The organism is Enterococcus sp. DIV1206, from assembly GCF_051712485.1.
In the GTDB taxonomy this organism is placed as follows: domain Bacteria; phylum Bacillota; class Bacilli; order Lactobacillales; family Enterococcaceae; genus Enterococcus; species Enterococcus faecalis.
The window spans coordinates 95,025-115,109 of sequence record NZ_JBIOOZ010000001.1 but is presented as its reverse complement, the minus strand read 5'-3'; the positions used below and the strand labels follow the sequence as shown (position 1 = coordinate 115,109).

The window sequence follows — 20,085 nt, the reverse complement described above, 5'->3', positions numbered from 1 at the left end:
TCTTTTTTCCGAAAGCCGAAGCCCTAACATAAAAAATTTTTGATTAGCTAAAGAGTAACATCGCGCCAATTAAGATAATTAGGTTAATTAAGCCTAAGACAATCATTGGTTTGGCCATGAATTTTGTCCAAGTGGCATATTGAACTTTGGAAATTTCCAAACCACCCATTACGACACCAGATGTTGGCGTGATCAAATTAATCAAGCCACAACCTGAAGCAAAAATCATAACCATCACTTCTGGACTTAAACCAATGTTTTTAGCTAACGCACCCATTACAGGAATAGAAACGTACGCTAAACCAGAAGTTGAAGGAATTAGGAAAGATAAACCTAAGTATAAAACAAAGGCACCGATGACAAATAAGACTGGGGAGAGTCCTTGTAATAAGCCTGCCGCTTTATCAAGGATAAATGAATCTAAATACGTTTTAGACATCAAAACAGATGCCCCGCGAGCAACTACGATAATTAAAACAACGGATAACATATCTTTGGCACCGTCGATAAATGCTTCAATGGTTTCTTTTTCAGTAAAGCGACCAATCAAGGCAGCAATGATCCCTAAAAGGAAGAACCACATCGCTAAGTCGCCAAAGTACCAGTCACCGAAACTGTTGCCTGTTAAAACAGACGTCCAGCCTTTGAAAATCGTCACTCCAAAGTCGTTCCATGGAATTAAGGAAACAATCATAATGACAAAACAGAAAGCGAATACCATTAAGATTTTTTTATGACGATTCGTAAATGGCATTTCTTTCGACGCTGCTTGTCCATACGTTTTTTCCATATCCTCTTGTTCTTGTAAAGATAAAATTGTTGAACCTTTGTCAGCCTTCACTTTTTTCGCATAACGCATCACAATGAAAATAGAATAGCTAGTAGAGGCCGCCCACAAAATAGCACCGACAATTAAAATAATTCCTGTATTCGGCTGAATGCCAATACCTCGCAACGCATCCATCGCTACCCCTGTGGAGAAAGGGTTAACCGTTGAACCGATAACACCTGATCCTGCACCCAATAGCACAGTACCCACTGCGACAAACGTATCAAACCCAGCGGCGACCATGGTAGCACTCAATAAACCATAAAAAGGAATTGTTTCTTCTGCCATTCCATAAGTCGAACCACCAATAGAAAATAAAATCATTAAAATTGGAATAATTTTCAATTCGTTCCCTTTTAACTTTTTAACGACTGATTGAATCCCTGCTTCAAGAGCCCCAGTTTGTGTCACAATATTTAAAAAGCCACCAAGTACTAAAATAAAAATATTAATTTCAATGGCATCTTTAAACCCATTGAATGGAGCCATGATAATATCCGATAATTTGGCCCCTACCACGTGATCAACCATTTTGCCATCAATTTCTCTTGGGGTAAATGGCTGGCCATTTAGCAAGACCGTTACGATACCTAAAACAATTAAAATAATAAATAAAATACTAAAAGACGAAAGCTGTTTTTTGTTTTTCTTCTTTTTTTCTGCCATATCCTTTTATACAGGAACCTACTTTCCTGTATCTCCCTTCTCTATGATTAATTACTCAATCGATCAATAAAGAATGGCGTATCTAGAAAAGTTAAGAATTTATGACTGTAGCTAATACGGTTCATTTGGACTAATTTTTTCATAACACTGCTTGCTGTTTCCCGCGTAGTTCCACTCATTCGTGCAATGTCATTAATGGTAATTGGACAAGCAATTGCAACGCGTTCTCTGTTGTCAATTCGTTCTCCTAAATCATTTAATAACATCGCCAGTGATGTCACAATCCGTTCACATGCATCATTGGTTGTTCCTTTTTGGATTTTGATCATGCTTTCTTTTAAAAGGACCGATTGTTCTTGAATCCAATGAATCAATTGCTGGGGATTATTTTGGAGAAAACGCTCAAACAGTTTAACTGGCACAAACACAACCTCAATATCCGTATAGGCAATCGCGGAGTCGTAATGAACCTCATCTTGAAACAGTCCAATTCTCGGAAAAAGAGCCTGCTTTTTCATAAAATGCAGATAGGAAAAATTACCACTGCGATCATTTTTTTCAATTTTAATGACACCTGAAACCAATAAAATCAAATGATTTCTCGGATCACCTGGATAAAAAAGGACTTGGCCTTTTTTATAGGAGCGAACGAAACTCTCGTTGCGCAATTCTGTTAGTTCTGATTCAGAAAAGTATTGAAAATCTTGATTATTTTTAGTGATTATTTTCTCTATCATCATCTTAATTCTCCTAAATACTATACTTTATTTTGTCACAACCGTTCCTACGATTTCATCGCCGCTCATACTTCCTAAGTTTTCCAAAGAAGTGATAATTGCTTGTTTATTGGGTTGGCTTTCTACAAACTGAATGGCGGCTTCAATTTTCGGTAACATACTACCTGGTGCAAAATGACCCGCTTGTTTGTATTCTTCCAACTCTGCTACAGTGACATTGGTTAATTGTTTTTCATCTGGTTTGCCATAATTAATGCACACATAATCCACGCCAGTTAAAATAACTAGTGCATCCGCATCCACTAATTCTGCTAGTTTTTCAGAAGCAAAATCTTTATCGATTACTGCTTCGACACCTTTTAATTCTTGTCCTACGACAGGGATGCCGCCACCACCACATGAAATGGTAATTATATCATTTTTTATTAAGGTATTAATAGTCTCAGCCTCGTGGATGTCAATTGGCTTAGGACTTGGAACGACTTTGCGCCAGCCACGTCCTGCATCTTCTTTAAAAATAGCACCTGCTTGCATTGCTTCTTTGGCTTCAGCTTCTGTTAAAAATGGACCGATCGGTTTTGTTGGATTTTTGAATGCCTCATCTGCTGGATCTACGACCACCTGTGTTAAAACAGTAGCCACTTGTTTCTTGATTCCTGCTTTGTTTAATTCTTGATTAAGCGCATTGGACAACCAGTAGCCGATACTTCCTTGTGTCATAGCAACACACGTATCTAGCGGCATCGCTGGATTTTTTTCAGAATCAGCTGCTTGTTGTTGCAATAATAGATTACCAACTTGTGGACCATTGCCATGTGAAACAATCAACCGATGCCCTTGTTTAATTAAATGAACTAAATAGGCAGATGTTTGAACTAATGCTTGCTGTTGTGCGTGTGCGCTAGCATCATTTGAAAGGATGGCATTTCCGCCTAGTGCAACGACCATTTTTTTCCCCATTACAAATCCTTCTTTCCTATCATAATAAAGAATAGGCCGCCCTTCAAAAGAAACTCTTAAAGGGCGAAACAACTATTCTTTTTTCAATGTTTTTTCAGTTGCTTCCTACACACGAGGAATGAATAAGTTGCCTAAAGTAGCTGCCATGATTGCTTTAATAGAATGCATTCTGTTTTCTGCTTCTTCAAATTGACGACCATATTTACTACGGAAGACTTCATCCGTGATTTCCATTTCAGTAATGCCGAATTTTTCAGCAACCATTTCTCCGTATTGTGTTTTCGTATCATGAAAGGCTGGCAAACAGTGTAATACGATTAAATCGCCATCCATGTTTTCGGTTTTTTCTAACATAGCCATATTAATTTGATAAGGTTTCAACAGATTGACACGTTCTTCAAATTTATCTTCTTCACCCATGGACACCCAAACGTCTGTATATAACACGTTGGCTCCTTTAACACCTTTAGCAACGTCGTCTGTAATCATTAATTCTGCACCAGATTCTTTCGCAAATTCTTTTGCATAATTAACGACTTCATCAGAAGGGAACAATTCTTTTGGTGCACAAATGCGAACATTTACGCCTAAAATAGCACCTGTCACTAACAAGCTGTTTGCCATGTTGTTACGGCCATCGCCGACATATACTAAAGTGATTCCTTCTAAACGACCAAAGTTTTCTTTCACTGTCATAAAGTCCGCAATCATTTGTGTTGGATGCCATTGATCCGTTAAACCATTCCAAACAGGAACACCAGAATATTTCGCTAAATCTTCCACTACTTCTTGACTAAACCCACGGAACTCAATCCCGTCAAACATACTACCTAAAACAATCGCTGTATCTTCAACAGATTCTTTTTTACCTAATTGAATATCGTTGGCGCCTAAATACTCAGGATGTGCCCCTAAATCAATCGCTGCTGTCGTAAACGCAGAGCGTGTCCGTGTCGAAGTTTTTTCAAATAAAAGAGCGATATTTTTTCCTTCTAAATAGTGATGTGGAATCCCTTTTTTCTTCAATTCTTTTAAGTGAATACTGAAGTCTACCAAATACTCTAATTCTGCTCTTGAAAAATCTTTTTCTGCTAATAAACTACGTCCTTGAAATACTGAATTCATGATGATTCCTCCTATTTTTGGGTGTTTTTTAAAGATCTTCACGGTAAAGTGGCATACTCATACAACGAGGGCCACCACGGCCACGTACTAGTTCACTTCCTGGAATGTAATTCAATTTCACGCCTGCTTCTTCTAGCGCTTTATTCGTAATCGTATTCCGATCGTAAACAACAACTTCCCCAGGGGCAATTGCTAATGTATTTGAACCGTCGTTCCATTGTTCACGGGCTGCTGCTGTTAAATTTCCAGCACCGCAACGGATTAATTGAACATTGTCTAAATGCAAGTATTTGCATAAAATGTTATCTAATGTATCTTTTTCTTTTGTAATTTGGATGTCTCCATCTGCTTTTTCAGTGATCGAGTAAACAACCAAACCACCTTCGATTTCTGGATGAATCGTAAATTTATCATAGTCAATCATGGTAAAAACGGTATCTAAATGCATGAATTTACGGTGTTCACCGATATCAAAAGCCAAGATATTTTTAAACCCTAATTTTTGTTCAAAAATATTTCTCGCAATTTTTTCAATTGACGCGGCATCCGTTCTTTGAGAAATCCCAATGGCCACTACTTCTTTTGAAAGAATTAATTCATCGCCACCTTCAATTCTGGTTGATTCTGAACGATCATAGACTCTAGGAACCTCTTTTCCAGCAAAACGAGGATGATAATCAAAAATGTATTGCCCAAAAATAGTTTCCCGTTGTCGAGTTACTGAATACATATGATTTAAAGAAATCCCGTGCCCCATTGTCGCAAAGTTATCACGCGTGAAGTATAAGTTAGGCATTGGATCAATAATGAATGGATAATCCGCTTCAACCATATCTGTTAAAAATTCTTGCTCATATTTAGGTAATTCTTGTTTTTGAATGCCTGCAATCGCTTTTTGAATCAGTTCTTCGTTGTCGTCAATTTCTAACATTAACTCTCTAACTTTTTCTTTTGCTGATTCGCTGCGAATATTGGCTTCTTCTAAGAATTGGTCAATAAATTGTCGGCGGACCTCTTCATTAATCAACGCTTCAGCAGCTAAGTCCTCTAAATAGACCACTTCGATATCTTTTGATCGTAACAACTCTGCAAATGCATCATGTTCTGCTTGTGCTTTTTCTAAAAACGGAATATCATCAAACAACAGTCTCTCCAGATAATCTGGCATTAAATTTTCTAATTCCTTACCTGGACGATGTAACATCACTGTTTTCAATTTTCCGATTTCAGAAAATACATTAATTGGATGACTCATGTGAAATAACCTCCTCAACTTAATTACAAACACAGAATAACAGACCTGATTAACCTAGGACGTGAACCATTTGCCAAACAAAATACCAAATATACAACGGTATTCTTTCTTATGCATATTTCCAGCCCAAAAGAATGCGCTTTCATAGATATTCTAAAAAAATAATGCATAATTAAATAAAAAAAAATGCATTTATTCAAAAAAAATTATTTCTCCATACACTTCATAAAGTTATAATCTTATAGAGGTAAAAGTAAGGGAGCCAGAAGTCAAAACGACTTCTGGCTCCCTTACTTTTATGCGTTACTTTTTGACAAAGGTGTTGGCTGAATAAATTGTTGAAAATACTGCTCTAGTTCTTGTGCTTTTTCCTCGGATGATGAAACAATAATAACAGTGTCGAAGCCAGCGACAGAACATTTCTTTTCACACAAAGACACTTCATCAAGTACAGCTGAAAACAATGTTGCGTTGTCTGGTAATGTATGAACCACTAGTAAAAAGGCGACACGTTCAACTTTGGTCACTACCTCACGAATTGCTTGTATCAACTGTTCTTTTTTTCGTTCTTCTAAAGAAGTGAATTGTTCAAAAATCGTTAACCGCATCTCGCCAGACTCATCCAATGCTTTGACGACTTTTAATTCCCATAAATCCCGTGAAATCGTTGCTTGTGCGACATTTATCTCGCGCTTTTTTAATTCTCTTAACAACTCATTTTGACTATGAATTACAGTTGTTTGAATGATTTCTTTAATCAAACTTTGGCGTGTTTGCTTATTCACAAATAACACCCTTCCTCCAGACATTTACAAAGCAATACTAGCAGAATCTCTCTAATTAGAATAGAAAAAGGGTCGTTTAGCTAAAAGGTTCTCATTGACTTTGTCGGATATTTCGCATTTAAAAAAGTGAGACTTGCACAATTTAGTAAAACGTTGTACAGTGATTTTAGGGAATTACTGGCACCGTTTTAAATAACAGCAATGATGTTTTTTTTGCATGATTAACTGAACTGGAGGAAAGTAATGAACCGATTAAAACGCCAAACGATGATTAAGCGATTGGTCACAGAAAATGAAATCCATACACAAAGTGAATTACTAGCATTATTGGAAAAAGAAAATATTCACACCACACAAGCAACTATTTCTCGTGACATTCGTGAGCTGAATTTAAACAAAGTAGACAATGGTCAAGGAGAAGCCTATTATCGTATCTTGAATAATTCTGCCCTTCGTCCAAAATATAAAACAGATGAAGAACGTCTTGTTGACATTATTATTGAAACTGGTGTTTCTTTAACACAAATAGAGTTCACAAATCTTTTAACCGTCTTACCTGGCAACGGGCAAGCCATTGGGGTTTTAATTGATCGCATACGTATCCACAACCCTCATATCTTGGGCTGCATCGCTGGGGATGATACCATCTTAATTCTTTCAAAAAATAAAGAAGATGCCCTTGAAGTTAACAACTATTTCCAGCAGTATTTGTACCACCCATAATTCATCACTTAGTAAAATCGACTATTTTTTGACATCATTGCTATTTTTATTAAAGATAAATAAAAAAAGGCGTCTCAGTGAAAGCTGAGGCGTTTTCTCATGAGTTTTTCTTTTGAACACCGTCTTTTTTTTGTATAATAATCAAAAAGCAAAGAAAGGGTTTCTTATGACTGAACAATTCATACTCACTTCAAACGATCAACAAACACAGCTCAATGTACGTCATTGGCCCTGTCCTTCACCCAAAGCCGTAGTTCAATTGATTCACGGCATGGCAGAGCATATCCAACGTTATGATGAATTTGCTCGTTTTTTAAATCAATTAGGGTTTGCCGTAATTGGGCATGATCATCTAGGTCATGGCGAATCTGTACAACCAAGCGCACCGATCTATGGTTTTTTTGGAGAACAAGGGCCTGAAAATGTCGTTACAGATATTCATCAAGTGAAACAATGGGCTATGAATCACTATCCACAATTGCCCTATTTTATGATGGGTCACAGCATGGGGTCTTTCGCCTTGCGCAACTATCTGCAAGACTATCCTGTGACTATGCAAGGAGTCATTTTCATGGGCACTGGAACAAGTCCGTTACCTTTAACCGCCGCATTGCCTTTTATTAAAAAAATGGCCGAGAAACAGCCGAAAAAACCAGCTCCGTTCATTGATAAGCTGGCATTTGGTTCTTTTAGCAAAAAATTTCCTGAAGCAAGTTCCTTTAATTGGCTTTCTAAAAATCAAGCCAATGTGGCTGACTATGAAAATGACCCATTAATGGGCTTCGTATTTACCAACAATGGTTTTGCTACCCTTTTTTCGCTTGTTAAACGAGCCAATCAAAGGAATTGGTACCAAGCGATCCCAAAAGAATTGCCTATTTTAATCATTAGTGGCGCTGAAGACCCAGTTGGTGATTTCAGCAAGGGGCCAGCGAAAATTCAAAAGCAATTAAAGCATGCAGGTTTTCAGCACGTGACGTTACGGCTATTTCCCACTTTGCGTCATGAAATTTTATTAGAAACGGAAAAAGCAACAGTTTTTCAAGAAATTGGGCATTGGTTAACGGATTTAACGAAATAAAAAAGAAGGTTGATGTTGTGACATCAACCTTCTTTTTTAATCTATTTTCGTTAAACCGCCCATATAAGGACGTAGAACTTCTGGAATCGTTACCGTGCCATCTTCATTTTGATAATTTTCCAAAATGGCAGCCACTGTTCGACCAACAGCAAGTCCTGACCCGTTAAGAGTATGAGCATATTGAACTTGACCCGTTTTATCACGATAACGAATCAACGCCCGACGTGCTTGGAAGTCTTCACAGTTTGAACAAGAACTAATTTCTCGATACGTTTTCTGTGCCGGAATCCAAACTTCTAAATCATAGGTTTTCGCTGCCGAGAAGCCCATGTCACCTGTCGAAAGAGTAATCACTCGATAAGGGAGGCCCAATTTTTCTAAAATGTCTCCAGCATTGTTGGTCATTTTTTCTAATTCTTCATAGGAGTGTTCTGCATCACTAAATTTAACCATTTCTACTTTATGGAACTGGTGTAAACGAATTAATCCTCGGGTATCACGGCCTGCGCTACCCGCTTCCGAACGAAAAGAAGGACTTAAAGCAGTGAAATAAATCGGTAACTCTTGCGCCTCTAAAATTTCATTATTATAGTAGTTAGTTAACGGGACTTCCGCTGTGGGGATCAGCGTCAAATCACTTTCTGCAACTTGGAAGACATCTTCTTTGAACTTAGGAAACTGACCAGTGCCAAACATTGCTTTGCTATTGACCAAATAAGGAGGAATCACCTCGGTATAACCATGTTCATTAACATGTTGATCTAACATAAAATTATAGACCGCTCGTTCTAAACGAGCCCCTAAACCTTTGTAATAAAGAAAACGGCTACCAGATACTTTCGCGCCTCTTTCAAAATCTAAAATTCCTAAGGCTTCACCGATTTCCCAATGTGGTTTCGGTTCAAATGAAAAAGTTTTCGGCGTACTCCACCGCCGAACTTCTACGTTGGCGGCTTCGTCCGCGCCAACAGGCACGCTCTCATGAGGTAAGTTAGGCAGACGTTCTGCAATGGCTGTGCATTGTTCTTGCAAATGAACAACTTCTTGGTCTAAAACTTTAATTTGCTCGCTAACTTCTTGCATATTTAGCAACTGTTGTGAAGCATCTTTTTGTGCACGCTTTAATTGTGCAATTTCTCCTGATACCTGATTACGGTGTTTTTTCAGTTCTTCAACTTTAACAAGTAACGCTCTCCGTTCTTCATCTAAAGCCAAAAAGCGTAATAAAACTTCCTCGTCCACACCACGTGTTTTTAACTTTTTCTGTACCACTTCTACATTTTGGCGAATTTTTTTCATATCCAACATCTTATTTCCCTCTTCATGATTAAATTTTAAACAATGGTGAATTTTACTTTTTCAAAAATTTCATTCTTCATTCGTTGGCCAGTCGCTGTGCCAGCTAAGCCACCTAAACCCGTTTCTCTCAATTCTCGTGGTAATTGACGGCCGACTTTATTCATGGCTTCCACCACTTCATCTGCTGGTATTTTATTTACAATTCCAGCTAAAGCCATATCTGCAGCGATTAACGCATTGCCTGCACCTACTGTATTTCGTTTGACACAAGGAATTTCGACTAACCCAGCCACTGGGTCACAAACTAAACCTAATAAATTCCCTAAAGCCATAGCAAAAGCTTCAGAAGATTGGCGTGGTGTTCCGCCAGCCGCTTCAACAGCTGCAGCGGCGGCCATCGCTGAAGCACTGCCTACTTCGGCTTGACATCCACCAACAGCACCAGCAATCATCGCATTGTTGGCTGTGACCATCCCAAATAAAGAACTGGTAAACAAGAAACGAATTTGTTGATCACGCGTTAAATTCAAGGTATTTTTAATTGCTGTTAAAACCCCTGGTAAGGTGCCACTTGCACCAGCAGTTGGCGTTGCGCAAACAACGCCCATTGCTGCATTGACTTCATTAGTACCTAGTGCGGCTTGAACTGCAGACATCATTAAATCACCTGATAACGTTTTGCCAGCTGCGCGGTATTTTTTTAAACGTGCCGCATCACCGCCCGTTAACCCAGTAGGAGAAAAAACGCCTGCTCCTTCTTGCGAGCGTTTGACAGCAGCATCCATGACATCCAAATTTTGACCCATCTGTGTCCAAATTTCTTCATAGCTTTTTTGGCTACGCTCCATTTCTTGCTCAATCATCAAATCAGAGATTTTTTTTCCTGTTTTTTCAGCTTTATCGATAAATTCTTCAATCGAAAGGTACATATGTCAAACTCCTATCATAATAAGATTATTTTCGATGTGTCATCTAGTGAAAACAATTGTTCTTTCACCGAGGAAATTGGTGCCGAATCTAAGTCAAAGATGAATAAAATTTGATTCCCTTCCACATAACGAGACACAGCATTCACTTGAATATTATTTTTTTGTAACGTATCTTTAAAAGCTTGCATCGCCTGCTCGTCTTGATTAATGACTAACAAAATAGGTAAAGGACCATGTAGTTGGACATTGAAACCGTCTAATTCAATGTATTTCACCTCGATAGTGCCGCCACCTACAGAAATTCCTGTTAAATGGATTTCGTGCGTTGCATCACTGAGTGTCACACATGCTGTATTAGCATGCTTCACTGGACTTTCTTCACTCATTTCTAAAAATTGAATCTCGATTCCTTGTTCTTCCGCAAGTTCAATGGATTGTGTTACGTTGGCATCATCTGCTGCTAGTCCAAGAATTCCACCAATAATTGCAAAATCAGTCCCATGTCCTTTATGCGTGTCTGCAAAAGATTCATAGTATTTAATCACAATTTTTTCTGGCGTTCCGCCGAATAACTTTCTTGCCGCTAAGCCAATTGCTAAGGCCCCAGCTGTATGCGAACTAGAAGGACCAATCATAATAGGACCGATAATGTCAAAACAACTTTTGTAGTTCATTACTTTGTTCACTTTTTTAGGTTTATTGATGGCCATAGCTGTGTTCATACGTAACTCCTCCTTTGGTTTTTACTGCTTCTTTTTCTTTCTCACTGGTTACTTCCGTCGTTCCTTCAAATTCTGGTGTATTATCCACCGCTTCAATTCTGTAACGTTTAAAGACCAGCGCACCTAAAAATCCAAACATCAGACTGACCACTGTGATAATCGCTACTGCTAGTAAAGTCGTTTGAATGGCATTGTTACCTAATGTCACAAGTAAACCAGCCCACGGTGTTGCCATTCCTGTCACAGGTACTTTTAAGCCAAAGAAAGTCACTACAATACCACTAACCATTCCTGAAAATAAATTCGTTGCGTAAATAGGTATTGGATTGGAGCTGATGATATCGACTTGTGTTAATGGCTCAATTGCCACAGCTAACGGGGTTGAAGCTGTGCCTAGTTTTAACTTTTTAAATAGCGCCGCATTGACAATGGAACTGCCGTAACAAGTCAACGCACCGACAGCCATTGGTACACCAGTCAAACCAATCAAGGCAGTTAAAACCATTGAACTTAACGGTGTCATACCAACAATCGGGATAATAGCACCTAAAATTGCGCCCATCACATATGGATTGCCATCTACTGCACTTAAAATCGTGCCCCCAATAACTTCTAGCACACCTAATACAACGGGTTGAATAAAACCAGCAACTAACGAAGCAGCGACTGGAATGACTAAAATAACGACTAATAAGTCAATCCCTTCTGGAATACGTTTTTGCATCTGCTCAACAACAAAAGATAAAAGATACGCGGTAATAAAAGCTGGTAACAAGCTGACTTTAATCAATGACAGACCTAAAATAATTGAAAAAACTGGACTAATCCCGAAAGCCAGCGGCACAAGAGCTCCAGCTGCTAAACCACCTAGACTACCCATAGTTTCACCAATTTGCGACACATAATCTAAATGAAAAACGCCGCCTACTGCATACCGCAAAAATGCCTCTGGTAGAAAGGTGGCACAAGCTGCACCAGACAAAGCACTTAAAGATTTTTTCCCTCGCGGTGCTTTAAAAGAGAATAGGGACATGCCACATAAAACTAAGACTAACATCAAGATTCCTGATAACGTTTTCATTTCTTTGCCTCCAACTATATTTTTTTATAACGGATGGTACTCCTGAATAAAATTTTTATTGCTCAACAAGTGAAAGAATGAGCGAACATTCCGATGAACTAAAGTACAATGAGTAACAAAAATTTCATTCCACATTCAGAGTATACGACTAAACAAAAGTTTAGTCAATGTATTTTTTTAACGTAAAGAATCTTATTGCTTTTCCATTAAAAAAGTATTACACTAAAATTAATTTCAGTGTAGGGGAGGATATCACTTGGAGTCATATTTACGTTTAAGTGAAGTAGATAAACAAATCTTACATTCACATGCCTTAATGCTTGATGGATTAGGGAACTTCTTTGGTAGTACCCATGAAGTCATTCTTCATAGTTTAGAAAATTTGGAAAGTTCAGCTATCAAAGTCATCAATGGCCATTTCAGTAACCGCAAGGAAGGTGCCCCCATTACTGATATGGCGTTAAAAATGTTAAGTCAAGTAGAGTCGGAACATGATTACGCTGTGAAACCCTACTACAATAAAAATCAAAAAGGGGTTATTTTAAAATCTTCCACCATTCCAGTTATCGGTGAAAATGATCGTATTATTGGATTGATCTGTATCAATATGCATTTAGAAATGCCATTAATTGATTACTTGCAAGACTTATTACCTTCAGGACAACAAAATGATATGTCCCAAGAGCTTAAAAATTCTGAACATTTTTCTGACAATATTGACGAATTAATCACTACTTCACTGACAAAAGTAAAACAAGCAGTAGAAAGCGATCCAAATGTATCACATTTGAATCAAAATAAAGAAATTGTTATTCGTTTATATGATCAAGGAATTTTTAATCTCAAAGATTCTGTCATAAAGATTGCCGATCGATTAGGTATTTCAAAAAATACCATCTATTTACATATCCGCAATCATAAAAAAGAAGAAGCTTAAACCATCAAAGCCACCAACGCTAACTAGCGTTGGTGGCTTTAATCACTTCTCTTCTATTTTAATTTGGTAAATCAAACAAGTAAGGTGTCCCTATTTCTCCATTTAACGTAACATCTAAGCGATTTTTTGTGCCAGGAACTAAATTACTGGCTGTGAAATTCCCTTGGGCATCCGCAGTAAAACTTGCTAAAATCACCCGCGCATCATCTGCACGTGACACTAAAATAGTTGCATTCGGTGCTGTTTTACCAGAAATTGTTCCTTGTTTCGGATCAATCGTAATATTGCTAAAAGAAAGCGCTGCTTCTTGTCCTGAACTTGGAATGTCAATTTGGACAGGTGCACTATTCCGTTGATCAACGGTTGCGATTAATTGAGTAGTCGCTCCCGCTCTGGGACTAATTACTGTAAAATTGCCATTGGCATCCGCATAAAAAACACCTGCTTGTGCAGAAGCATCACCGACTACCGTTGCTGTAATGGTTGCATTAGGTAATGTAGTACCATTAATTTCATTTCTTTCAGGATTGAAAACAACATTGGTAATTGTAATGTTTGTATCAGGTGCTTGGTTTTGAGGGACTTCATTCGTTCCATCAGTTCCTGCAGAAGGCTGCGTGGCATTTTCTGACGGATTTTCCCCTGTCACATTAGAATTTTGACCCGTGACAGACGAATGACTACTTTTCATTTCTTGTTGACTAGAGGATTTCTGCGTGGCTTTCTTTGTTTCTTGCTTTGGCTTAGAATCATTTGTGCTTGCTGTTTTTTTGTTTCCACATCCTGCTAGACTTAAAGACAATACACTGAACGTTAACATACTGAACAAAGCAATTTTTTTCATTTTTCGTTACCTCCAGAAATCTTTTTGTAACATTAATGTAACATTGTTTTAAAAATCTAGCAATAATTTTTCAACCGTTTTCCTTTTTGTTTAAAAAGAAAAAACCTGCACAAAGGCATTTAGCCTTTGTGTAGGTTTTTATCTGCTAAATGGATTTAATGTTTGCGATAGCTTAAATAGTAAAAGCCAGAAACAAAAATGGCACCACCAATGATATTACCTAAATAAACAAAAATAAAATTACGGAAAAAATCCCCCCACTGAACGCCGCCTTCAAAAATTGCGGCTGGAATGATGAATGCATTCGCCACACTATGCTGAAAGCCAATTGCAACAAAAATCATTACTGGAAACCAGATGCCTAATAGTTTCCCCGCTGCATCTTTCGCACCATAACAAAGCCATAAGGCCAGACCTACGAACCAGTTACAGCCAATACCTGAAATAATTGCTTGAAGCCAAGTTGCTGCAACTTTATGTTCTGCAAGAGAAAGAACCTGATTTAAATAGGCGCCGCTACTGGTTAAACCTAAATAATGGCCAAAAAAATAGGCAACAAATAGGGCGCCAACCATATTTGCCAATGTAATTGTGACCCAGTTCACGAGTAATTCTCTGAAAGAGACCTTTTTAGCAAACCAAGCCGTACTCACCGCCATCATATTTCCTGTGATTAACTCACCACCAGCCATTAAAATAACAATTAGACCAATTGGGAAAACCGCAGCTCCCACTAAAGCTTGAACACTGGCTAAATCTGCTGGAATAGAGGCGGAAACACGCACATAAGCCAAATAGCCGAGGGAAATCATAGCCCCGCCGATAAATCCTAAAATGAGTTTTGCTACCAAAGGCTTTTGAATTTTTTTCTGACCATTTTCAATACTGATACTTAAAATTTCATCTGGTGTATACAAACATTTCACTTCCTTTGTTTTTTGTCCTCCTTTACTTTACCCTTATATCACAGAAATTCAAGTACTTTTGTGTATTTTTTCACTAAAAACTGTAGTTCTTTTAATTTTATATGAAAACATCCTGAAACAAGTCCTATTTCTTGTTTCAGGATGTTTACTTATCCGTTTTTAAAGAGTTATCTTTTCACTTTAAAACAATAGGTTGCTATGGCTAACGATAAAAAGCTCAGGCCTAGGAAGCTCCCAACTGCTGAAGATTGTTCCCCTGTTTTGGGGAATTTTTTCTTGGCAATTTTGGTCGTATTATCCGCTTTTTTGACTGTTCCTGACGATTCTTTATTTGTCTGTATCTGTTTAGTTGCTTGGTTTTCTGCTACTGATTCCTTTGTTTGACTAGCCTTGGCAGAGGGCTTTGAATTACTTTGAGCGTCATTAGGATCTTGATTAGACTCTACCGCGTAAATGACAGAATTCTGGCCTTTGCTTTGACTGTTTTCGTTTACAGTTCTTGGGGTGCTACTCTCACTTGTACTGTTGGTTGCGCTGGTCGTACTTGAAGCACTACTTTCGCTGGTACTACTGGTTTCGCTGGTTGTGCTTGGCGTGTTGCTTTCACTCGTACTACTGCTCTCACTTGTCGTGCTTGGCGTGCTGCTTTCGCTGGTATTACTGGTTTCACTTGTCGTGCTTGAGGTGCTGCTTTCGCTGGTATTACTGGTTTCACTGGTTGTGCTTGAAGTGCTGCTTTCGCTGGTATTACTGGTTTCACTTGTCGTGCTTGAGGTGCTGCTTTCGCTGGTATTACTGGTTTCACTGGTTGTGCTTGAAGTGCTGCTTTCGCTTGTGTTACTAGTTGTCTCTGTTGATTTTTCAACTAACAGAAGTAACGCCGTTTTTATGGTTTGTGTTAATTGGTTAATACGCTTTTGTGCATCTGCAGGCGTTTTAAAGCCACCAAGTGTTGGCTCTAATAATTCTTCATCTGACCAAGCAAGCAGTTGTTGTAACTGCTTATAGCTTCCTTCGCCAGTTGTTGTATCTATTAAGGCTTCTTGCATGGCTTGCCAAGAGTCTTTGGTATATACAGATTCGTCTAATTTATGAACGCTTGCAAGTTCATTTTCTGCTTCTGTACGCTCTAGCGTGATATCGGCTTTTTTGACTAATACTTTCATTGCAGATTGCAAATTACTTGTTAACTGATCCACTTGCTCTTGGGTTTTGTCCTGACTCTCCTGACCTTCTGCTAACAATTGTGTCGCCTGCTGATAATAGGAAGGAACAATTGTTTTAGGCCCAATGGCAGTGAATAGCTGCCAAGAGTAAACTGTATATTGGTTTGCTTCACCAATCGAAGCATAAACGGTTTGTAGCTGGGACAAATCAAGCTTTTTTGCCGGAGCCTCTACCGTCACCGGTACGTTCACTGTTACCAATGAACCTGTTTCATAAGTTAATTGAACAGTCACTTTTTGTTGGCCGATTTCATTTAAGACCTCTGGATTGACGATTTTAGCGGCTGGGACTGCTTCATCCGCGTCATTTGTATTAGCAACCAGTTGCTGCGGATCGATTGATTGTCCTTGCACAATCGTTGTAGCCACAGGGGTTGCTAAAGTATTTCTAACCGGAATTGGCGTATTTTTATATTGCTCGTAAAGTGTTGGTGAAACCAACGATTCCCATGTTGCTGGCATTAAGCGATAGTCCTCCTCTGTCCAATTTTCTACCAATAATTGGCCGTTTTTAAGGCCATCATCTCGAGTATTGTCTTTCACAAAACTCGTTTCTGGTCGGAAACCACCGCCACTAGCGATTAACAATTCCCGACGTCGATTTTGCGGAATATTATGGTAGTTAACAAACTGATTGTTGATAAATACGCCATTGAACACATTGTTATTTCCTGTATGTCGATTGTATTCCATCCCAATTGCATATTGATTGTCCCAATACTTCCAATCAAAAATGTTATTAGCCACTAGCCAGTTGGATAATTCTGAAATAGCTCCCTCTGCTTGCGTTTCTGCCAAACCAATCTCTGGTGTTCCATACATAATGAGGCCTGTATTTCGCAAATAATTATTCATAATCGTAATATTACGACCTGATTTAAACTTAAATCCGCCAGCTGGACCATTTTGTAGTCCACGTAAATGATTCCCCACCACCGTGATGTTTTGGGCGCCACGGAAATAAATTGCATGATCTCCCACTAGACCATTCAAGTTTTCATTATCATAGGGTGAATAGAAAAAATTATGTTGGACAGTTACATCCTTCAACATATTAAAAGAATTAACCCCGGTGGATAGATAATTTTGTTCATTAGGTACTGAAATAGCACCGGCTTCAATGGCTGTTTGCAAACGTGTAATAGTCGCTGCTAAGTCTGAACGACTGGTACTTTTAATCGCATCTAATTCTGTCACTTTTAAACCAAATAGATTGTCCACGATGTCTACATCTGACATATACTGGAAGCGACTTGGCGTTGAATAACCACCAATGTAAATCGCTCGGTTAAAATCACCTCCCGATTGCATATGTGCCGTGTCTCGCATGAAAATATTACCTGAAATTTTAACGCCAATATCTGCATTTAAATTGACCACGAATCCTTTTAATGGATTATAAAAGATATTGTTTGCTAGCGTTAATTGATTCGTCAATTTTAAGGTCACATTGATGCCGTCAAAAGCAATATTTTGAAGTCGTACATTGGTTTTCGTCCCGTACGTTGTGTCTGTTAGCTGAATCGGTGCACCTGTAGCATTATGTAAAATAGTGGCTCCTGTTGTATCGCCAATTAATTGATAATTTGAAGAAATCACAATATCTTTTGACAGAGCATAACTTCCCTGTGGTAAAAATAATGCCCGTCCTTCCCTTGCTGTCTGACTCAGCAACGTCTGTAACTTCTCTGTTTGATCCTCTGTGCTATTAGGCACCATCGCTTGCGCACCAAAAATCGTTGTATCTGTTGCGTTAACTGGTTCAACCGCTTCAGTCACCATTGGTAGACCCACCACTGTCAATAAACCAAATAGAAGAATGAGCATTGTTTTCTTCATGTGTTTCCCGCTTTTCATTCCGTTACTTCCAACGGCTTATTTTGTAAAAGTTGATACAGCGTAATAACACGACTGTCTTCGTATGCATAAATTTTTTTAAATTTTGGATTCATATGTAAGATACTTGTTACCTTTAACAAGTTTTGATTTGTGACTTCTAATTCTAAAGCCTCAACCAATTCCTTTAAGCGAACACCGGCACTATTTTCTTCACAACTTAAAATTTCTTCAATTTGTTCCATCCGTTTTTTCATCTCATCCCGCCTTCCTTCCCTTGCTCTTTCTATTATATAGAAAAATTCTTGTGAGAACCCTCAATATTTTTTAACTGACTGTTAAAAAAAGTAGTAGTTCCTTTGCTATCAATAGCTAACCATCTATTATTTACGATAAAAAAAGCAAAAAAAGTACCTTTTTGACATAATTTTCAGAAGAATTGACGCAGTATTTATTAAAAAACAACGAGAAAACGTCAATAAGTAGGTAATCAACACCTACTTATTGACGTTTTCTTCTTGTCTTTTTTTACTTTTTAGAAAAATTTTTTTACAATTTATCGGACATATGCATCAAAAAAGCCCATTTTTTTGATTTTTTATTAAAGTGACGTGGTTCTTTTCTCGTTAATTTTTACTATTTTTTGGTTCAAACGATTATATTGCTCAAACGTTAACTCACTTGAAAGTAAAAAGATCTCTGGATGGCCCGTTTCTACATCTGCCAAAGAAGTCACTAATAGTAAATCAATATTTTGCCATTCTTCTTTGCTTGCTTCACTGTATCGTAAAACTTCCAATGCATAAAACCGACGAAAATTATTTTCAATCGAAAGTTTCACCCGTTCTTCTTCCAGTACTGGCAAGCCTGATTTTAACCCTAAAACAATTTTTTGTTCACGATGAATTAAATCATTAGAAAGCGCCAAAACACTAGAATAACGCAAAGCCAAAAATTCTTTATTTGTAAATAATTCATTGCCTATTTGTTCGTAAAGTTGATTTAAGCCTTGGCTTAATTCTTCTAAAAGAACCGGATATTTTTCTTTGACTTTATTCCAAAAGACATTATACATTTTCACATTTTGGACATAGTAAAGTTCGGCAAATAAATGTGTAGCAAACAAATAATAAAAAATTTGCGGACGAATTTTTTCCAATTGCGGCGTCATTTGTATTTCTTCTAATAAGAAATGTTGGACTAAATGAGTCAACATATAAACAGGCGCTTCAGACTCATCAAAATGCGCTAAAATTGCTTGTGCAGTGGCTTCATCTTGATAAAATTGGTCATTGGCTAACAAGAAAAAGTACACAAAAGTTAAATCGTTTTTGTTAAGGAAAAGGGTTGTAGCTGTCATCTCTTCTATAAAGGCTTGGTAATGTTTATTACCTTCTAAATAAGTTTCTTGCTCGGCTGAAGGTCGATATTCGGCGCCTTGCGCACTACGGACTTTTGAGATAGCGACCATATATTTAACTCGGCGTATCACCGTTTCCGCAACTTCTACGTTGAAAAAAGCCATCATTTTTTGGACAGTTTGTGCGACTTCCGTTTCTTGTATATAGTCAAAAGGCCACGTATCACGGATTAAGTCCATAAAAATAGTGTAAGCAAAATGGCGCAAATACGCTTCATTGCCTTCAATTTTCCAAGTACTTTTATTAATTACTAAACCCAATGGTGCTAAAATTTCTGTAAACCCTTTGAGCAAGCGCCGAATCGTGGCATCACTGGTATGATATTTTGCTGTCGCTGGCACAATCCCATTAAATCGACCCCAGAATAAATCTTCCATTACTTGATAAGTTAAACTATCCCGAAAAATTGCTGTATAAAGTTTCTGGAACGCTTGGCTAGACGCCAAGTTCAAGCGATAGCCATGCCCCTTTTCAAAAGCCAAAGAAGCATCATTATCCACAGCATAATACGTAATGTCATCTTTTAGGAGTTCTACGTATTTTTTGACTGATTTTTTGTTTAATTGTAATTCTTCTGCTAACTCATTGATGTCAATCCAGCCTTCATTAATTGGCAAGTTTCTTAAAATAATAATTTTAGAAACGACATCTGTATCGAATATATCAACATATTCATCCCATTTCACTGTTCACTCAACTGCCT

Annotated in this window: 18 protein-coding genes; 3 read left to right on the top strand and 15 right to left on the bottom strand. The window is 38.0% G+C overall.

From position 1 onward, the window contains the following. Positions 1 to 43: 43 nt before the first annotated feature. From IGK86_RS00490 to IGK86_RS00465, 6 genes are all read right to left on the bottom strand, one after another. The gene (locus IGK86_RS00490; protein ID WP_002356134.1) at positions 44 to 1,495 is read right to left on the bottom strand and encodes a YfcC family protein; all 1,452 of its coding nucleotides are present in this window, start codon (positions 1,493 to 1,495) and stop codon (positions 44 to 46) included. A gap of 47 nt (positions 1,496 to 1,542) precedes the next feature. After that, complete coding sequence (locus tag IGK86_RS00485) at positions 1,543 to 2,235, bottom strand: Crp/Fnr family transcriptional regulator (protein WP_002363490.1); 693 nt, start codon at positions 2,233 to 2,235, stop codon at positions 1,543 to 1,545. 24 nt (positions 2,236 to 2,259) lie between these two features. Further along, complete coding sequence (gene arcC, locus IGK86_RS00480) at positions 2,260 to 3,192, bottom strand: carbamate kinase (RefSeq protein WP_002356132.1); 933 nt, start codon at positions 3,190 to 3,192, stop codon at positions 2,260 to 2,262. A gap of 105 nt (positions 3,193 to 3,297) precedes the next feature. Then, positions 3,298 to 4,320 (bottom strand): ornithine carbamoyltransferase, encoded by a 1,023-nt coding sequence (argF, locus tag IGK86_RS00475; protein WP_161299076.1) that lies wholly within the window; start codon positions 4,318 to 4,320, stop codon positions 3,298 to 3,300. 25 nt (positions 4,321 to 4,345) lie between these two features. Next, a complete protein-coding gene (gene arcA / locus IGK86_RS00470) occupies positions 4,346 to 5,572 on the bottom strand; it encodes an arginine deiminase (RefSeq protein WP_002356129.1) in 1,227 nt (408 codons plus the stop codon). Positions 5,573 to 5,868: 296 nt separating this feature from the next. Beyond that, entirely contained in the window at positions 5,869 to 6,381 is a 513-nt protein-coding gene (locus tag IGK86_RS00465; protein WP_002387472.1) for an arginine repressor, read from the bottom strand. A 219-nt stretch (positions 6,382 to 6,600) separates the two neighbouring features. Between IGK86_RS00465 and IGK86_RS00460 the strand changes: the two genes are divergently transcribed. Beyond that, entirely contained in the window at positions 6,601 to 7,080 is a 480-nt protein-coding gene (locus tag IGK86_RS00460; protein ID WP_002356125.1) for an arginine repressor, read from the top strand. A gap of 130 nt (positions 7,081 to 7,210) precedes the next feature. Next, positions 7,211 to 8,161, top strand: coding sequence for an alpha/beta hydrolase (locus IGK86_RS00455; RefSeq protein ID WP_016616694.1), 951 nt, complete (start codon positions 7,211 to 7,213; stop codon positions 8,159 to 8,161). A gap of 36 nt (positions 8,162 to 8,197) precedes the next feature. Here IGK86_RS00455 and serS read toward each other — a convergent pair whose 3' ends face one another. The 4 genes from serS to IGK86_RS00435 are packed head-to-tail and all read right to left on the bottom strand — an operon-like array spanning position 8,198 to position 12,192. Continuing rightward, a complete protein-coding gene (gene serS / locus IGK86_RS00450; protein WP_002383464.1) occupies positions 8,198 to 9,469 on the bottom strand; it encodes a serine--tRNA ligase in 1,272 nt (423 codons plus the stop codon). 26 nt (positions 9,470 to 9,495) lie between these two features. Next, positions 9,496 to 10,389, bottom strand: coding sequence for an L-serine ammonia-lyase, iron-sulfur-dependent, subunit alpha (gene sdaAA / locus IGK86_RS00445; RefSeq protein WP_002356122.1), 894 nt, complete (start codon positions 10,387 to 10,389; stop codon positions 9,496 to 9,498). Between the two features lie 14 nt (positions 10,390 to 10,403). Next, complete coding sequence (gene sdaAB / locus IGK86_RS00440; protein WP_016616693.1) at positions 10,404 to 11,099, bottom strand: L-serine ammonia-lyase, iron-sulfur-dependent subunit beta; 696 nt, start codon at positions 11,097 to 11,099, stop codon at positions 10,404 to 10,406. Continuing rightward, positions 11,086 to 12,192, bottom strand: coding sequence for a PTS sugar transporter subunit IIC (locus tag IGK86_RS00435; RefSeq protein WP_002383466.1), 1,107 nt, complete (start codon positions 12,190 to 12,192; stop codon positions 11,086 to 11,088). The genes sdaAB and IGK86_RS00435 overlap by 14 nt, the downstream gene beginning before the upstream one ends. Positions 12,193 to 12,508: 316 nt before the next feature. Between IGK86_RS00435 and IGK86_RS00430 the strand changes: the two genes are divergently transcribed. Continuing rightward, positions 12,509 to 13,129 (top strand): helix-turn-helix transcriptional regulator, encoded by a 621-nt coding sequence (locus IGK86_RS00430; RefSeq protein ID WP_002383467.1) that lies wholly within the window; start codon positions 12,509 to 12,511, stop codon positions 13,127 to 13,129. A gap of 58 nt (positions 13,130 to 13,187) precedes the next feature. On the opposite strand, the gene IGK86_RS00425 is transcribed toward IGK86_RS00430, so the two are convergent. From IGK86_RS00425 to IGK86_RS00405, 5 genes are all read right to left on the bottom strand, one after another. Beyond that, positions 13,188 to 13,973: a lipoprotein gene (locus tag IGK86_RS00425; RefSeq protein ID WP_010713639.1), complete on the bottom strand. Its 786-nt coding sequence runs from the start codon at positions 13,971 to 13,973 to the stop codon at positions 13,188 to 13,190. Positions 13,974 to 14,128: 155 nt separating this feature from the next. Beyond that, complete coding sequence (locus IGK86_RS00420; RefSeq protein WP_002389593.1) at positions 14,129 to 14,890, bottom strand: formate/nitrite transporter family protein; 762 nt, start codon at positions 14,888 to 14,890, stop codon at positions 14,129 to 14,131. 176 nt (positions 14,891 to 15,066) lie between these two features. Next, positions 15,067 to 17,982 carry a glycosyl hydrolase family 28-related protein gene (locus IGK86_RS00415; RefSeq protein ID WP_179141071.1) on the bottom strand — a complete coding sequence of 972 codons (2,916 nt, stop codon included), beginning with the start codon at positions 17,980 to 17,982 and terminating at the stop codon, positions 15,067 to 15,069. Next, entirely contained in the window at positions 17,979 to 18,218 is a 240-nt protein-coding gene (locus tag IGK86_RS00410) for a hypothetical protein (RefSeq protein WP_002356115.1), read from the bottom strand. The genes IGK86_RS00415 and IGK86_RS00410 overlap by 4 nt, the downstream gene beginning before the upstream one ends. Positions 18,219 to 18,562: 344 nt before the next feature. Continuing rightward, on the bottom strand, positions 18,563 to 20,068 hold the full coding sequence (locus IGK86_RS00405; RefSeq protein WP_104877159.1) for a helix-turn-helix domain-containing protein: 1,506 nt from the start codon (positions 20,066 to 20,068) through the stop codon (positions 18,563 to 18,565). Positions 20,069 to 20,085 lie beyond the last annotated feature (17 nt).

Excerpts from the sequence above, each read along its gene's own strand:
- IGK86_RS00490 (WP_002356134.1), bottom strand. The coding sequence starts at position 1,495 with ATGGCAGAAAAAAAGAAGAAAAACAAAAAACAGCTTTCGTCTTTTAGT.
- IGK86_RS00485 (WP_002363490.1), bottom strand. The coding sequence starts at position 2,235 with ATGATGATAGAGAAAATAATCACTAAAAATAATCAAGATTTTCAATAC.
- arcC (WP_002356132.1), bottom strand. The coding sequence starts at position 3,192 with ATGGGGAAAAAAATGGTCGTTGCACTAGGCGGAAATGCCATCCTTTCA.
- arcA (WP_002356129.1), bottom strand. The coding sequence starts at position 5,572 with ATGAGTCATCCAATTAATGTATTTTCTGAAATCGGAAAATTGAAAACA.
- IGK86_RS00465 (WP_002387472.1), bottom strand. The coding sequence starts at position 6,381 with ATGTCTGGAGGAAGGGTGTTATTTGTGAATAAGCAAACACGCCAAAGT.
- IGK86_RS00460 (WP_002356125.1), top strand. The coding sequence starts at position 6,601 with ATGAACCGATTAAAACGCCAAACGATGATTAAGCGATTGGTCACAGAA.
- serS (WP_002383464.1), bottom strand. The coding sequence starts at position 9,469 with ATGTTGGATATGAAAAAAATTCGCCAAAATGTAGAAGTGGTACAGAAA.
- sdaAA (WP_002356122.1), bottom strand. The coding sequence starts at position 10,389 with ATGTACCTTTCGATTGAAGAATTTATCGATAAAGCTGAAAAAACAGGA.
- sdaAB (WP_016616693.1), bottom strand. The coding sequence starts at position 11,099 with ATGGCCATCAATAAACCTAAAAAAGTGAACAAAGTAATGAACTACAAA.
- IGK86_RS00435 (WP_002383466.1), bottom strand. The coding sequence starts at position 12,192 with ATGAAAACGTTATCAGGAATCTTGATGTTAGTCTTAGTTTTATGTGGC.
- IGK86_RS00430 (WP_002383467.1), top strand. The coding sequence starts at position 12,509 with ATGCTTGATGGATTAGGGAACTTCTTTGGTAGTACCCATGAAGTCATT.
- IGK86_RS00425 (WP_010713639.1), bottom strand. The coding sequence starts at position 13,973 with ATGAAAAAAATTGCTTTGTTCAGTATGTTAACGTTCAGTGTATTGTCT.
- IGK86_RS00415 (WP_179141071.1), bottom strand. The coding sequence starts at position 17,982 with ATGAAAAGCGGGAAACACATGAAGAAAACAATGCTCATTCTTCTATTT.
- IGK86_RS00410 (WP_002356115.1), bottom strand. The coding sequence starts at position 18,218 with ATGAAAAAACGGATGGAACAAATTGAAGAAATTTTAAGTTGTGAAGAA.